Genomic DNA, 13,999 nt, shown 5'->3' with positions numbered 1-13,999 from the left:
CTTGGGTTCACGACCCACCCCCACCCCCCGCTCTGAATCGCACAACGCCGATACCAGCCCAGCGCTGGCGGCGCCATGGTGGTCGTACGTGACGTCTGCAGCTGGATCGATGCATCCCCCTTCTCCGGAGCAGGACCTGGTGCTCGCGGCCATCGAACGGTTCATGGCCGACCCCGATCTGGTGCTGGACGACGAGCCCAGCAATGGCGAAGCCGGCGACGTGCTCAGCGCCATCCTGCGGGCCCTGACGATGGTGCTGCCGCTCGGGGAGATCGAACTGGCGGTGACGGGCCTGCTCACGGTCCATTGCGACCAGCTCGACGACGACACCCAGCTGGTGCTGGAGGCCCTGCTCACCGCCATCGAGCGGGACGACGACGAGATGGCCCTCGACACCCTGCTGGCCAGTGAGGCGAGCCTGCTGGAGGCCAACGCCCTCGACGGCAACTATCTGCTGGTGTGGGATCCGGCCGCAGCGGCGCCGCTGCGGGAAATGGAGATCCTCGATGTGCTGGAGCGCTACCCCTGCCGCGGCGAAGGGGCCCGCTGGACCTGCGACGACTTCGTGGCCCTGCTGGAGGGCAAGATCCTGCAGTGGCGCAAGACGATGGTGGCGCTGGAGATCCTCCAGGAGCAGCCCGGCACCCGGCCCGCCGCCAGCACCATGGTGCTGCTGGTGCCGGTGGACCCCACCTCGCCGCTCGAGCAGCTGGAGGTGGGTGTCACCCTCAGTCCGCCGCCGCCGGAGTCCAGTGCAGCCGCATCGGCACGCAGCCTTCCAGGCTGACCTTCACCGGGCAGCTCTCGCCGGCACGGATCAGCAGCTGGCGCTGCTCGCTCCCGAGGCCGGCCGGCAGGTCGATCCAGGCCTCCAGCAGGGCGATGCGGCGCTCACCGCTGCTGCTCATGCCCTTCTCCAGCCGCACCGTGGCGCCCTCCAGGGCAATTCCCTGGCGTTCGGCGACGATGCCCATCACCGTGAGAAGGCAGGTGGCCAGGGCCGTGCCCACCAGGTCGGTGGGGGAGAAGGCCTCCCCCTTGCCCTGGTTGTCGACGGGGGCATCGGTGGTCAGCCGCGAGCCGGAGGCGGCGTGCTGCGCCGCGCAGCGCAGGGCGCCTTCGTAGCGGCAGGTGATCGTGGTCATGGCGGGCGGGGGACTGGCGAATGCCTGGGCAGGCTGGCAGGGGCCACCGGCCTAAGTTGCTGGCCGCGTGCTGTGGATCCTTGCCGCTGATCCTGCTGGTGGCCAACCCGAACTCCGTGGGGTTGGCCGAAACGATCCGGCTGGCGGTGACGCCGGTGTTCCTGCTGGCGGGTATCAGCGGCCTGCTGGGGGTGATCACCACCCGCTTGTCGCGCATCATCGACCGGGCCCGGGTGATCAAGGCACGGGATCCGGCCGCCAGCAAGGCCCGGTCGCGGGAGCTGGAGTGGGAGCTGCTGCTGCACCGCCGCCGCATGACCCTGGCCTCGGCGGCCTTCGCCTGTGCCACCACCAGCTTCCTGTTGGTGGCGACGGTGGTGATGGTGCTGTTCCTGAGCACCGTGGCCACGATCGACCTGACCCCCCTGGTGGCCCTGCTGTTCGTGCTGGCGATGGGCTCGCTGATGACGGCGGTGCTGCTGCTGCTGCGCGAGGTGCAGCTGGGCAACAAGGCCCTGCGGCACTTCTGAGCGCTGCAGCCCTAGAGGTTCGTCAGGCCGATCTCCTCCAAGAGTTGCCGCTGCTGGCGCGCCGCCACGAAGCGGTGGGCCGCCATGGCGCCGCTCACCGCCACCGGCGGCACGCCGATGCCCGGGAACACGCCGGCACCGCACAGCACCAGCCCCTCGATCGGGGTGGTGCCGCCGGGGAAGGGGCCGCCGCTGGCCGGCCAGGCCGGGCCGTAGCTGCCCTGGTGCGTGCGCAGGTAGCGGCGCTGGGTGAGGGGGGTGCCCTGCAGTTCGATCACCACCCGCTCCTGCCAGTCGGGCAGCACCTGGGAGAGCACCTGTCCGAAAACGGCGCAGCGTTCCCTTTTCAGGGCTTCGTAGGCGGCGCTGCCCCGCTCCAGCCCCTGCCACAGCTCCCAGGGCTCATTGGCCGGCGTGTAGCCGTGCAACACCTGGTGGCCCGGTGGGACGCAGGCCGGGTCGAGCCGGGAGGGCATCGACAGCACCACCATGTTGCGCTCGGCGCCGATGCCCCGTTGCCAGTCGCCCACCCAGACGTGGTGGATCGGCAGGTGATCGAGGTCGTCGCCGCGCAGGGCCAGGTGCCAGTGCAGGAAGCTGGCGCAGGCCGGGGTGGCCGCCTGGCGCCGCCGCCAGCGGGAGGGCACCGCGTCCTCTGCAAGCAGGGACAGCAGGTCCCAGGGGCTGGTGTTGGCGATCACACCGCGCTGCGCCTCGAGGCGTTCGCCATTCTCAAGCCGGACTCCGACGGCCCGCCCCCGCTCCACCAGGATTTCTGCCACCGGCGCTTCGGTGCGCAGCCGGCCGCCGTGGCGCTCCATCCCGCGCACCAGCGCGGCGGCCACGGCCCCGCTGCCGCCGATGGGGTAGTCGAGGCAGGCATCGGGCTCGAACCATTCGCCGAACAGGGTCGCCATGGCGGCGGCGCTGGTCTGGTCCATCGGCAGGCCCGAGATCAGGAAGCAGAGCAGCTCGACCCAATGCAGCAGGAAGGGATCGCTGAGGTGGCGGCGGGCGATCGGCCCGAAGGCGCCCCCGAGGCTGGCCAGCCGCCCCGCCTGGCCGAGCAGGCGCAGGGCGTTGCCGCCGCCGAGGGTGGTGGCCAGCCCCGCCCCGGGGCGCAGGGCCAGCAGGGGCAGGGAACGGGCCGCCTCACAGCTGGGTTGGAGGGCCGTCAGGAACCGGTCCCATTCCTCGGCCACCGCCAGGCCGCGCAGCTCGCGCAGCAGGGCCAGGAAGGGCCCCTGCCCCACCCCGACCCGCAGCGATCCCTCGGGCAGCAGCAGGCCCCAGTCGCGGTAGGAGGCCACGGGCAGGGTTTCCCCCACCGCCCGCAGCACCTGGGCCAGGGGGTTGGTGCTGGGCCAGCGGCCCAGGCCACTCCACAGCGACGGGCCGGATTCGAACTGAAAGGGGCCGCGGCGAAAGCCATGGGCAGCGCCGCCCGGGGTGGTGTGGGCTTCGAGCACCACCACATCGAGGCCATGGCGGGCGGCGATGGCACCGGCACAGAGGCCGCCGAGACCACTGCCCACGACGATCAGGTCGCTCACCTTGGGCGCCGCATTTCCGCTGCCGATCCTATTCAGATTTCCTTCGCCAGCACGGCTATCGCCGCGCTGGATCCCTGCCTAGGATCGACCGACCATCAAAGGTTTGCATTGCCGCAGGGAATCTCGCCAGCCACCCTGTCCGATCGCGCCGAGGTTCGTCAGCCCAAGCGCGGCGATTTCGAGCTGAAGCCGTTCATGGACAGCTCGAATCTGCGCGGCGGCTGGCAGATCGCCAACACCGTGATCCCCTACGCGGCCCTCTGGTGGCTCGCCGACTGGAGCCTCAAGCACGCTCCGCTGCTGCTGATCCCCACGATGGTGGTGATGGTGCTGCTGCTGGCGCGCATCTTCTCGCTGATGCACGACTGCGGCCACGACTCCTTGTTCCGCAGCCGGCGGGCCAACCAGGTGTTCGGCTTCCTGCTCGGGGTGCTCAGTGCCATTCCCCAATACCCCTGGTCGCGGGGCCATGCCTACCACCACCGCCACAACGGCGACTGGGAGAAGTACCAGGGACCGTCGGCCCTGGTGACCACCAGCGCCTTTGCGGCGCTCAGCCCCGGCCAGCAACGGTTTTATGGCGTGCTGCGCCACCCGGCGATGCTGTTCCCTGGTGGCTTTTTCTACCTGGTGATCAAGCCCCGGGTGGCCCTGGTGCTGGGGCTGGCGGGCTTCTTCCCCCACCTGATGGCCTGCCTGCGCAGCCCGGAGCCGATGGGCCTCGGCGAGATCCTGGCCAGTTACCGCTCCAAGCACTGGTACACCAACGGGGAATTCCGCCACCTCGTGGCCAACAACATCGCCGTGATCGGCTCCTGGTGGCTGATGGCCCACTGGCTCGGTGCCGGTGTGTTCTGGTCGATCTACACCCCGGTGATGGCCTGTGCGGCGGCGATCTTCATCTGCATCTTCTTTGTGCAGCACAACTTCCCGGGCTCCTACGCCCATGCCACCGCCGGCTGGAGCGAGATGACCGGCGTGCTGGAAGGTACCAGCGATCTGGAGCTGCCGCCGATCTTCAACTGGTTCTCGGCCGACATCGGCTGTCACGCCATCCACCACCTCTCCTCGAAGATCCCCAACTACCGGCTGCGGGCCTGCCATGGGCGCAATGCCCATCTACTGAGCGGCGTGAGGCGGCTGTCGCTGGCCGATATTCCCGGCTGCTTCAGCTACATCCTCTGGGATCCCCAGGCCTGCCACCTGACCACGATCGAGGAGCAGCGATCGGCCCTGCGGGTGGCCGCCGCCGGCTGACCATCGCCAGGAGGCCCTGATGTTGCGCCAGACTCTCCGCCATCTGGAGCTCACCACCAAGGGCGAGGGTTTCGATGACATCACCGGCGCCGTCAATGGGCTGATCGCCGCCAGCGGGCTGCAGTTGGGCAGCGCCACCATCGCCAGCCAGCACACCTCGTGTTCGCTGACGATCAACGAGAACGCCGATCCCAGGGTGCTGCTCGATCTCGCTGCTTTTCTGCGGGCTCTGGTGCCCCCCGAGGGGGTGCGGCCGCTCAGCGGCCAGGGCGAGCGGCGCGCCTGGGTGCATGACGACGAAGGCCCCGACGACATGCCCGCCCACATCCGCACCGCGCTCACCTGCACCAGCCTGGTGTTGCCGTTCCAATCGGGCCGGCTGCTGCTGGGAATGTGGCAGGCGGTGTATGTGTGGGAGCACCGGGCCCGGCCGCACCGGCGCCGCTTCAGCCTGCATCTGCTCGGCGAATGAGCCTGATCCCTTGCCCCCTACCGCCATGGCTGCCCAGCCCCTGACTCCGGCCCAGATCGCTGCGTTGCCCACCGAACTGCCGCAGTGGACCATGCGCGAGGGCAAATTGCACCGCGAACTGCGCTTCGCCGATTTTTCCGCCGCCTTCGGCTTCATGACCCGGGTGGCCCTGGCGGCCGAGGCGTTGGAGCACCACCCGGAGTGGTGCAATGTCTGGAACCGGGTGACGATCAACCTCACCACCCACGACACCGGCGGCCTGTCGGACCTGGACGTGAAACTGGCGCGCCGCATCGATGCGTTGGTGAGCTGAGGCTGGCGTCACGTCTAGTTTCCCTGGGTGCACCCTCCGCCCCGCGCCGCAGCCATGGGATTTCGCTACCTCGATCGGATCGCCACTGAGGAGAACATCCACGCGTTTCTGGAACTCGCCGATCTGGCCGCCGGAGCCGGTGCGTCGGCCAACAACGTCTTCCAGCTCTCCCATCGGCTGCGCCAGTCCCGGCCGATGCAGGTCTGCCGGGCGTTGCTGCTGCGGGACCCGGCCGCGGTGGCCCTGATTGAGCAGCGGCGGCTCAGCGGCCCCTACGACGCCACGGCCCTCAAGGCCCTGCCGAAGGGAACCCTGGGGCACACCTACGCCACGGTGCTGGAGACGATGGGTTACGACATCAATTTCTTCCCCAAACCCGAGTTCTTCGCCAATCTGGACAGCGACGCCGATTTCATCAACTATCGGGTCTATGCCACCCACGACATCCATCACATCGTGAGCGGCTTCAGCCTCGACAATTTCGGCGAACTCGGTGTCATCAGCATCAGCGTGGCCCAGTTCGCCCATCCGGGCCTGGCCTTCACCGATCTGATGGCGCTGCTGCTCAACTGGTTCCGCAACGACAAGCCGTTCGATGAGCATGAAACCCCTGCCGAGCAGGCGCGCACCGCCGGTTACGCCTTCGGCATGATCAGCAAGGGGCTGCACATCGGCGCCGAGGCCCGGCCGCTGTTTCCGGTGATCTGGGAGGAGCGGATGGAGCAGAACCTGGAGGAGCTGCGGGCCGAGCTGGGCATTGAGGCGGTGCAGGAGGGGACCTACAGCTGGCAGGCCAACCCTGACCTGGTGGCGGCGCTGGCCGCCTGAGGCCCCACGCCCCAACGGCAGGGTGTGATTAGGCTCAATCCATCGAGCTGAGCTCCTCCCAGCGCTGGATCTGGCAGCAGCGCCGGCATGAGGCGATCGCCTTGGCCCAGGCCCGGGGATCGAGGCGGACCGTGGCCGTTTCCAGGCGTGGCTGGAGGAACTGGTGGCCGCGTGAGGCTCTGGATCTGGGGGACACACCCTTCTGGTGGAGTCAGTCGTTCTGGCTGTATCAGTTCCGCGACCATGTGGTGGGCGATGGCACCGCAGTCTCTCCAGAAGGTGCCCAGGCACAGCACCAACTGTTCCCCATGGTTCATCGCACCGAGCGCATCGCCGGTGACAGCTGCGCCCGCACCACCTGGGAGAATGTCAGCCTCACCAGCACCTGGATCCAGAACCGAAGGGGCCATGGGGCCGGAGCAGCGATGGCGTCAGCATGCAGCCCCAGCCAGGGGCGCCGATTCGTCCCGGCCCCTTGGGCAAGGCTGGGATCAGGCGCTGTGCCTGGCGGCATTGCGCCCTGCTTTTTTCACGGCATAGAGCGCGGCATCGGCGCGATCAAACCACTGGTCCAGGCTCTCGTGGGGACGACGTTCCGCCACGCCGATGCTCAGCGTGACCACCCGTCCTCCAGGAAACGTGTGACAGGCGACGCTCTCGCACAGACGGTTCGCCACCTGAAGAGCCTCATCAGCCTGGACCCGGGGCATCATCATGATGAATTCATCCCCGCCCCAGCGAGCCAGTCGATCGGACTTACGCAGACTGGCCGCAATTAAGTTGGACACATCAACCAAAATTCTGTCGCCCAGAGTGTGACCAGATATGTCATTGATATCCTTGAAGCTGTCAACATCAATCACCATGAGAGATAGGCTCTCATTATACTCAGCGCTCGTCTTCATCTGCGCCCGCAGAATGTCCTCGAAATGACGGCGATTCAAGAGACCTGTGAGCCCGTCAGTCGTAGCACGACCGTGTAGCAACGCGTTTGCTGAGATCAGAGCACTGTTGGTTTCTTCGGCGGCATCGCGTGCCTCGCTGAGATTGCGCTCGTAGAGCTTACGAATGTGGATATCCCTTGTGACGACAACAAAACCCATCAGCTGCCCATCCTCCTGGCGCAGTGTCGCCATGGTGATCTCAGTCCAGAGCAGGGAGCCATCCTGATGAACATGTTCGAGTGCCGCCCGATGGGACGGCAGCACGGCGTCGACCGGTTGCCGCTGCTTGAGCCACTGCTTGAGGGCACTCTCCAAGGAGAAGGCGGAAGCTGGATCCAGCAGACTTTTGAGAGGCTTGCCGATCCACTGCTCGGCCCCATAGCCAAGAAGAGTCTTCACGGATGGGCTGATGAAGGTGAATCGTCCCTGGGAATCCAGGGTCCAGATCACATCGTCCACATTGTCGGCAATCAAGCGATACCGCAATTCACTGGGCTGAAGCTCTGCCTTGGTCTGCTTGAGAATGGTCATCTGGCGCAGCAATTGCTTTGCCCGGCGACGCTCGGCATAGGAGAAAGCATCGATCAGGCAGCGACTGATCGCCAGGAACAGCAGCAGATAGATCGGCAAGGACACGATAGCCAGGCCGAATTGCGGAGACAGAGCCGGATTCGCAGCACTGGACAAAGCCGCTGAACGGGAAGAAAAGTCTCCGCCATGACGGATCAGGATCAAGACGATCTGACTAGCCAGCAGCAGCTTGAGAATCCGCAGAGGTGGCATGACGGCCCGTCGACCGATCAGCGCTACCTCAAGGAAGGCCCAGAGAGACAGGACTGCCAGCAGCAGGGCAATGAGGAAATACTGGGATCCATACAGATGATTGATGACCAGCACTTCAAAGATGGAGTTGATCAGGAAGATCAACGCACAAAGGAGGCCCGCACTCTGAAGCGGCAGGGTGATGGACGGTCGCTCACCAGGGCTCCCATCGGCAAGGCGACTGGGCATCACCGGATGCGCTGGGTCGGACGGGCAAATCCCGTCACAGGAGCCACAATCTGGTTCCATGTTTGACGACAGCCCGGGCGAAGCGCTTCACAGCGGGCGGACCAGCTGGGCAGGACGACCTCCCGGGAGAGCCGCTGCAGAAGCTGAACGTCCTGGCTGCTGACCGGGACATGGCGCAGGGCAGAGGGTCGCAGCTGACGACAGGATCCGCCCGAATGCAACGTTCGGACTCCCGTTGCAGGTCCTCGGAATAGCGCCACAGCTTCACACTGAAAGCCCTGAAGGCCTGCGCCAGGCGGTCCTGCTCCTCAGGCCGTAGCGCCTTCCACTTCGCCAGGGAGATGGCATAGCCGTTGAAGCCAAATTGAAAGGCGAGGGGGAAATAGTCGTGGGTGTGCTCTGTCCAGCCAGCGAAGTTAGCGGAGGCGGCACTGGTCACGGCACAGTCGACCATACCAAGGGCCAGGGCTTCCTTGGTGTCTTCAAAGGGAAGAATTGCTGGGATTCCGCCAATCGCGGCAATCAACTGCGCCAGCCCGGGGCTGGCGATCCTCACCTTGCGTCCCTTCAGATCCTTCAGGCCACCCAAAGGGCTTCGGCAGACCATGACCTGGGGACCGAAGCTCCAGAGTCCAAGCAGCTTGGCTCCGAAGCTGTCCTGCAGATAGCGGTCCAGCGTGGGGCCATAGGCCTCAACAACCTGTCGGGCCTGCTGGAAGTCTGGAATCATGCCTGGCAGATCCAGGCCCTCCAAGGCGGGTTCCTTGGCGTTGTTCTGCATGAAGCGGAGGGACACGATATCCATGCGTCCATCGCGCAGGGCTTCAAGCTGGTGGGTATCCTTCAATCCAAAGGAATCAGCCGTTCTGTAGGTGATGATCAATGGCAGATCTGTGCTGTCTGCCAGATTACGAAAGAAGGGAGCTTCCTGGTCACGCTGCAGCAGTCCAACTGACTGGGGCTGACCCAGGACCAGCATCGGGATGATTCTGAAGTGCCGCCAGGCCACAAAAAACAGCGCCACCACTCCGGCCATCAGGAGCAGGCGTGCCGTGGCTTGGCGGTTCAGGACCAAGGGGTCGTCAGTTCAAGGGCCAACTGATATCGCGGCTCACGCTGGCCACAAGGCTCCGCTGGATATTAGGCCCTCCAATCACAGCTGACCGCCTTGGCCACCGAGCCAGTCAACTTGCGTGAGCGGAACGGCCGCAGCTCGCGCAACTCTTCCAAAGCGCCCTCCAGTGACGGGCCTGGCATTAAGCCACCCGAACGACGCAGAGGCCGTGGCCCCAAGCGCGGCGCTCAGCAGGGGCAGCCGGGATCGGGGCCGGAGCTGCTGCTGATCGAGCGGGTGGATGAGGTGGTGGAGCACCATCCGGATGCCTGCCGTCGCTGCGGCACCCTGCTGCAGGGAGAGGATCCCGAGCCGTTGCGCCATCAGCAACCGATGGCAGAAGCGCTGGCGGCGGCACGGCAGCAGCCAATGGCAAACGCGGCTGGCAGTGGGTGATGGTGATGGTGACCCCAGCTGCTCGATGCCGCACCGCTGTTCACCGGCCTTCGGATCGCGCTGGCCGAGGTCTGGGCTTGCTGAGCACGTCCGAACGGGACTGTTTCAGCCCCTCTCCATCAGATACTCCCGCACGTGGTTGACCAGCGGCCGGCCCAGCGCCTCCTGTGTCGTCAGCCAGTAGCCCGCCATCAACTCGAGGCCGTCGAGCTGGATCGTCGGCTCGTGCGCGGCCCGCAGCGTGAAGATTGTCACGCTGTTCTTGCCCCGCGCTGAGGTTTCGGTGATCTGCCAGGGATCCACAAGCTCCTCTGGCGACACCCGCAGCCCCAGCTCCTCGGCCAGCTCCCGCACCGCCGCCTGCCGCGCCGTTTCCCGCCGCTCCAGGCCCCCTCCCGGCAGCCCGAGGCCGCGGCGGTAGCTCGTCTGCACCAGCAGCAGGCGCCCCTGGTGCCAGATCGCCACCAGAGCGCCGTGGCTATGGGGCCGGGCCAGCAGCAGGTAGCTATCAAACAGCCGGGCAGCCAGCCAGTAGAGGCGTAGCCGGGCCACCAGCCGTTTCAGCCATCTCCCCCTCACTCTGGTGGCCCAGCGCCCATCAACGCGCCCTCATCCCACCAGCGCCGGCGCCACCGCCTGGATCTCGGCCGGTTCGGCCTGGCGGAAGCGCAGCCGCGGGTTCTCGCCTGTGTGCGCCACATCCACCGCGATGGTGCTGCCGGCGGGGAAGGTGCCCGCCAGGATCGCCTTGGCGATCGGCGTCTCCAGTTCCCGCTGGATCGCCCGCTTCAGCGGCCGGGCGCCGTACACCGGGTCGTAACCGACGGCGGCCAGCCAGTCGAGGGCTTCGCTGTTCACCCGCAGGGCCAGCTTGCGCTCCTCGAGGCGCCGCGTCAGCCGCTGCACCTGCAGGGCCACGATCTGGCGCAGTTCGTCTTCCCGCAGGCTGCGGAAGATGATCGATTCATCCAGACGGTTGAGGAATTCCGGCCGGAAGTGGCCCCGCAGCGCTTCATTGACCCGCTTCTCCATCTCGCCATAGCGGGATGGATCGCCGGCCAGATCGAGGATCGAGGCGCTGCCGATGTTGCTGGTGAGAATGAGCACCGTGTTGGTGAAATCCACCGTGCGGCCCTGGCCATCGGTGACGCGGCCGTCATCGAGGATCTGCAGCATCACGTTGAACACATCGGGGTGGGCCTTCTCCACCTCGTCGAAGAGGATCACCGCGTAGGGGCGTCGCCGCACCGCTTCGGTCAACTGGCCGCCTTCCTCGTAGCCCACATACCCCGGAGGCGCTCCGATCAGCCGGCTGACGGCGTGCTTCTCCATGTACTCGCTCATGTCGATGCGGACCATCGACTCCTCGCTGTCGAACAACTGCGAGGCCAGGGCCTTGGAGAGCTCGGTCTTGCCCACGCCGGTGGGGCCGAGGAACAGAAAGCTGGCGATCGGGCGGTTGGGGTCCGACAGGCCGGCCCGCGAGCGCTGGATGGCATCGGCCACCGCCGTCACGGCCTGGTCCTGGCCGATCACCCGCGTGTGCAGCTCGTCCTCGAGGTGCAGCAGTTTCTCCATCTCGCTCTGCACCAGCTTGCTTACCGGAATGCCGGTCCACTTGGCAATCACCTCGGCGATGTCGTCCTCGGTGACCTCCTCGCGCAGCAGGTTCTTCTCGCCGGCATGGGCGCTGAGCTCGGCGGTGCGGGCGGCCAGTTTCTTGTTCAGCCCCGCCAGGGTGCCGTACTCCAGTTCGGCGGCCTTGTTGAGGTCGTACTGGCGTTTGGCCTGCTCCACCTGCAGCTGCACCTGCTCGATCTCTTCCTTGAGGGCGGAGAGTTCATCGATCGAGCCCTTCTCCTTCTGCCACTGGGCATTGAGGCTGCTCTGCTGCTCGCCCAGGTCGGCCAGTTCCTTCTCCAGCCGCTCCAGCCGGTCGCGGCTGGCCGGATCCGATTCCCGCCCCAGCGAGAGCTTCTCCATCTCCAGCTGCAGGATGCGGCGGTCGAGCTCGTCGATCTCCTCCGGCTTGGAGGTGATCTCCATCTTCAGGCGCGCCGCCGACTCGTCCATCAGGTCGATCGCCTTGTCGGGCAGGAAGCGATCGGCGATGTAGCGGCTGCTGAGCACCGCCGCCGCCACCAGGGCGTTGTCGGCGATGCGCACGCCGTGGTGCACCTCGTAGCGCTCCTTGAGGCCGCGCAGGATCGAGATGGTGTCTTCCACGGTGGGCTGATCCACGAACACCTGCTGGAAACGCCGCTCCAGGGCCGGATCCTTCTCGATGTGCTGGCGGTGCTCATCGAGGGTTGTGGCGCCGATGCAGCGCAGCTCACCGCGGGCCAACATCGGCTTGAGCAGGTTGCTGGCGTCCATGGCGCCGCCGCTGGCGCCGGCCCCCACCACCGTGTGGATCTCGTCGATGAACAGCACGATCTGCCCTTCGCTGGAGGTGACCTCCTTGAGCACGGCCTTGAGGCGCTCCTCAAATTCGCCGCGGTACTTGGCGCCGGCGATCAGGGCGCCCATGTCGAGGGCGATCAGCTGGCGGTTCTGCAGGGCCGTGGGCACGTCGCCGTTGACGATCCGCTGCGCCAGCCCCTCCACGATCGCCGTTTTGCCGACGCCGGGTTCACCGATCAGCACCGGGTTGTTCTTGGTGCGCCGCGACAGGATCTGCACGGTGCGGCGGATTTCCTCGTCGCGGCCGATCACCGGGTCGAGCTTGCCGTCGCGGGCGGCGGCGGTGAGGTCGCGGCCGTATTTCTCGAGCGACTCGTAGGTGCCCTCCGGGTTCTGGTCGGTCACACGCTGGCTGCCTCGCACGGCCAGAACGGCCTCCTTGATCCTGGCCCCATCGGCGCCCGCCTGGGAGAGCAGCTGGCGGCCGCAGCGGTCATCGCCGGCCAACGCCAGCACCAGGTGCTCCACGGCGATGTAGCTGTCGTCAAACTCCTTCTTGAGCCCATCGGCCCGATCCAGCACCGCGTTCAGCCCCTTGCCCAGGTAGACGTTGTCGGGGGCGGCGGCCAGGCTGGGCTGGGCAGCGATGAACGCCTCCAGCTTCTGGTTCAGCACGCCCAGATCCACACCGGCCTTCTCAAGGATCCGGCTGGCCAGGTCCTGCTGGGCGAGCAGGGCGGCGAACAGGTGCTCGCTGTCCATCTGCTGCTGGCGCTTCTGCTGGGCCAGCTGCTGGGAGGCCACCACGGCGCCCCAGGCCTTTTCGGTGAACAGTTCGGCGGTGGGATGCATGGCTGGACCCTCCCTGGGGCTGGCAATGAAGCAACCGTATGAATGGCTTCGGAATTGGCCGAGTGGGAGGACCGAACCGCCGGGGGGAGGCCTACCGCCCGATCTACCTGCCGATCTGCGGCGGCAGGGGCACCTGGTAGCCCCGCTGCTGGCCGCAGAGCTGGCTAGGGCAACCGTCGGGGCCATAGAGGGCATCCGCCGCCGACAGGCAACCCATGCTGTTTTTCTGGGCCACCTGGGCCGGATGAATCCGCAGGGGCTGGAGCACCGCCTCGCTCCTGGGCACCAACAACCGGCAGGCCGGCGGCGACAGTCCCGGGCTGGCCTCGATCGCCAGGGGTTGATTTGGCGTCACCGCCTGGGCCAGGGCAGGCGGTGACGCCAGGTTCACGGCCAGTGGCAAGGCCAGCGGCATCACGCCGGCCAGCAGCGCGGCAGAAGGGCGGATCGCCATGATGGGTTCGCGGCTTGAGCCCCATCCTCGCCTCTCCAGCCCGCCCGTCACCGATGCCCTCTGCTGCCGAGCCCCAGGCCGACGACCACGCCCTGGTGGCCGCCCTGGCCGCCGAATCCCAGGCCCTCGGTGGCGTCTTTGAGCCGGAGCGCGACTGCTGGCGGGTCGTGCATCGCCATGTTCACGGCATGTTGCCCTCTGAGTACGACATCAGAGACGTTCCCGAGGACCTGTACCTGGCGGTGCTGGCCGCCTGCCGGGCTGAGCTCTGAGGCCTGGGCGGCAAGGGCGGTGGCCACAAAAAAAGCCCCGGCTGGACCGGGGCTTTGAAGCAATAGGAACCAGTGTGCGTGGGGCGGGGATCAGGCCCAGCCCTTGGAAGCCATGTCCTCGACGTAGGCGGCCACGTCGGCGATGTCGCCTTCGCTGAGCTTGCCGCCGAAGGCGGGCATGGCGTTCTTGCCGTTGGTCACCTGGTAGGCGATGGCGGCCTCGTGGTCGGCGTCGTAGTTGGCCAGGTAGGAGGCCAGGGCATCAGCCTTGAGGGTGCGCTCGGCGTTCACCACGTTGCCGCCACCCATGTGGCAGGCGGCGCAGTTGGCGGAGAAGATCTGACCGCCGTGGGCTGCATCGGCGGCGAAGCTCGGAGCGGCACCCAGCACCAGCGCCAGGCAGAGAGCGAACAGGGAAAGAAGACGACGCATGGGAAGGTGCGAAGGAGGGTGCC

17 protein-coding genes are annotated in these 13,999 nt (G+C 66.8%); 8 read left to right on the top strand and 9 right to left on the bottom strand.

Annotated features, from left to right (window positions below; translation table 11 throughout):
• Window positions 1–109 precede the first annotated feature (109 nt).
• Complete coding sequence (locus tag KBZ33_RS03205; protein WP_254950430.1) at window positions 110–787, top strand: hypothetical protein; 678 nt, start codon at window positions 110–112, stop codon at window positions 785–787.
• On the opposite strand, the gene KBZ33_RS03200 is transcribed toward KBZ33_RS03205, so the two are convergent.
• Complete coding sequence (locus tag KBZ33_RS03200) at window positions 729–1,145, bottom strand: OsmC family protein (RefSeq protein ID WP_254950432.1); 417 nt, start codon at window positions 1,143–1,145, stop codon at window positions 729–731. The two genes, KBZ33_RS03205 and KBZ33_RS03200, sit on opposite strands and share 59 nt — an antisense overlap.
• A gap of 80 nt (window positions 1,146–1,225) precedes the next feature.
• On the opposite strand from KBZ33_RS03200, the gene KBZ33_RS03195 reads away from it, so the two are divergent.
• Window positions 1,226–1,675 carry a DUF2721 domain-containing protein gene (locus tag KBZ33_RS03195; RefSeq protein WP_254950434.1) on the top strand — a complete coding sequence of 150 codons (450 nt, stop codon included), beginning with the start codon at window positions 1,226–1,228 and terminating at the stop codon, window positions 1,673–1,675.
• Window positions 1,676–1,686: 11 nt separating this feature from the next.
• Here the strand turns inward: KBZ33_RS03195 and KBZ33_RS03190 are convergent, their stop codons facing one another.
• Window positions 1,687–3,228: an NAD(P)/FAD-dependent oxidoreductase gene (locus KBZ33_RS03190; RefSeq protein WP_254950436.1), complete on the bottom strand. Its 1,542-nt coding sequence runs from the start codon at window positions 3,226–3,228 to the stop codon at window positions 1,687–1,689.
• Between the two features lie 195 nt (window positions 3,229–3,423).
• Here KBZ33_RS03190 and KBZ33_RS03185 point away from each other — a divergent pair, with 195 nt between their 5' ends.
• Genes KBZ33_RS03185 through KBZ33_RS03170 form a run of 4 tightly spaced genes read left to right on the top strand, consistent with a single transcriptional unit; the run spans window position 3,424 to window position 6,098 of the window.
• Window positions 3,424–4,485, top strand: a complete 1,062-nt coding sequence (locus tag KBZ33_RS03185) for a fatty acid desaturase (protein ID WP_254950438.1) — start codon at window positions 3,424–3,426, stop codon at window positions 4,483–4,485.
• A 19-nt stretch (window positions 4,486–4,504) separates the two neighbouring features.
• Entirely contained in the window at window positions 4,505–4,957 is a 453-nt protein-coding gene (locus tag KBZ33_RS03180) for a secondary thiamine-phosphate synthase enzyme YjbQ (RefSeq protein WP_254950440.1), read from the top strand.
• A 25-nt stretch (window positions 4,958–4,982) separates the two neighbouring features.
• On the top strand, window positions 4,983–5,270 hold the full coding sequence (locus KBZ33_RS03175; RefSeq protein ID WP_254950442.1) for a 4a-hydroxytetrahydrobiopterin dehydratase: 288 nt from the start codon (window positions 4,983–4,985) through the stop codon (window positions 5,268–5,270).
• Window positions 5,271–5,324: 54 nt separating this feature from the next.
• The gene (locus KBZ33_RS03170) at window positions 5,325–6,098 is read left to right on the top strand and encodes a Coq4 family protein (protein WP_254950444.1); all 774 of its coding nucleotides are present in this window, start codon (window positions 5,325–5,327) and stop codon (window positions 6,096–6,098) included.
• 34 nt (window positions 6,099–6,132) lie between these two features.
• Here the strand turns inward: KBZ33_RS03170 and KBZ33_RS03165 are convergent, their stop codons facing one another.
• The 3 genes from KBZ33_RS03165 to dctP form a co-directional block, all read right to left on the bottom strand.
• Entirely contained in the window at window positions 6,133–6,294 is a 162-nt protein-coding gene (locus KBZ33_RS03165) for a hypothetical protein (protein WP_254950446.1), read from the bottom strand.
• Between the two features lie 295 nt (window positions 6,295–6,589).
• Window positions 6,590–8,053 (bottom strand): diguanylate cyclase, encoded by a 1,464-nt coding sequence (locus KBZ33_RS03160; RefSeq protein ID WP_254950448.1) that lies wholly within the window; start codon window positions 8,051–8,053, stop codon window positions 6,590–6,592.
• Between the two features lie 34 nt (window positions 8,054–8,087).
• Entirely contained in the window at window positions 8,088–9,089 is a 1,002-nt protein-coding gene (dctP, locus tag KBZ33_RS03155) for a TRAP transporter substrate-binding protein DctP (RefSeq protein WP_254950450.1), read from the bottom strand.
• A 123-nt stretch (window positions 9,090–9,212) separates the two neighbouring features.
• Here dctP and KBZ33_RS03150 point away from each other — a divergent pair, with 123 nt between their 5' ends.
• Window positions 9,213–9,563 carry a DUF6444 domain-containing protein gene (locus KBZ33_RS03150; RefSeq protein WP_396107888.1) on the top strand — a complete coding sequence of 117 codons (351 nt, stop codon included), beginning with the start codon at window positions 9,213–9,215 and terminating at the stop codon, window positions 9,561–9,563.
• 105 nt (window positions 9,564–9,668) lie between these two features.
• Here the strand turns inward: KBZ33_RS03150 and KBZ33_RS03145 are convergent, their stop codons facing one another.
• The 3 genes from KBZ33_RS03145 to KBZ33_RS03135 all read right to left on the bottom strand — a co-directional run bounded on the left by KBZ33_RS03145 (window position 9,669) and on the right by KBZ33_RS03135 (window position 13,272).
• A complete protein-coding gene (locus KBZ33_RS03145) occupies window positions 9,669–10,115 on the bottom strand; it encodes an NUDIX hydrolase (RefSeq protein ID WP_254950454.1) in 447 nt (148 codons plus the stop codon).
• 57 nt (window positions 10,116–10,172) lie between these two features.
• Entirely contained in the window at window positions 10,173–12,818 is a 2,646-nt protein-coding gene (gene clpB, locus KBZ33_RS03140) for an ATP-dependent chaperone ClpB (RefSeq protein WP_254950456.1), read from the bottom strand.
• 103 nt (window positions 12,819–12,921) lie between these two features.
• Complete coding sequence (locus tag KBZ33_RS03135) at window positions 12,922–13,272, bottom strand: hypothetical protein (protein ID WP_254950458.1); 351 nt, start codon at window positions 13,270–13,272, stop codon at window positions 12,922–12,924.
• A 53-nt stretch (window positions 13,273–13,325) separates the two neighbouring features.
• On the opposite strand from KBZ33_RS03135, the gene KBZ33_RS03130 reads away from it, so the two are divergent.
• Window positions 13,326–13,544 (top strand): hypothetical protein, encoded by a 219-nt coding sequence (locus tag KBZ33_RS03130; protein ID WP_254950460.1) that lies wholly within the window; start codon window positions 13,326–13,328, stop codon window positions 13,542–13,544.
• Between the two features lie 90 nt (window positions 13,545–13,634).
• Here the strand turns inward: KBZ33_RS03130 and KBZ33_RS03125 are convergent, their stop codons facing one another.
• Window positions 13,635–13,976, bottom strand: coding sequence for a c-type cytochrome (locus KBZ33_RS03125; protein WP_254943873.1), 342 nt, complete (start codon window positions 13,974–13,976; stop codon window positions 13,635–13,637).
• Between the last annotated feature and the right edge of the window lie 23 nt (window positions 13,977–13,999).

Origin of the sequence: Cyanobium sp. Cruz-8D1 (genome assembly GCF_024345975.1) — a bacterium.
Lineage (GTDB): Bacteria > Cyanobacteriota > Cyanobacteriia > PCC-6307 > Cyanobiaceae > Cyanobium.
Note: the sequence above shows the minus strand (reverse complement) of the source record. Positions and strands in the feature narration are given on the sequence as shown.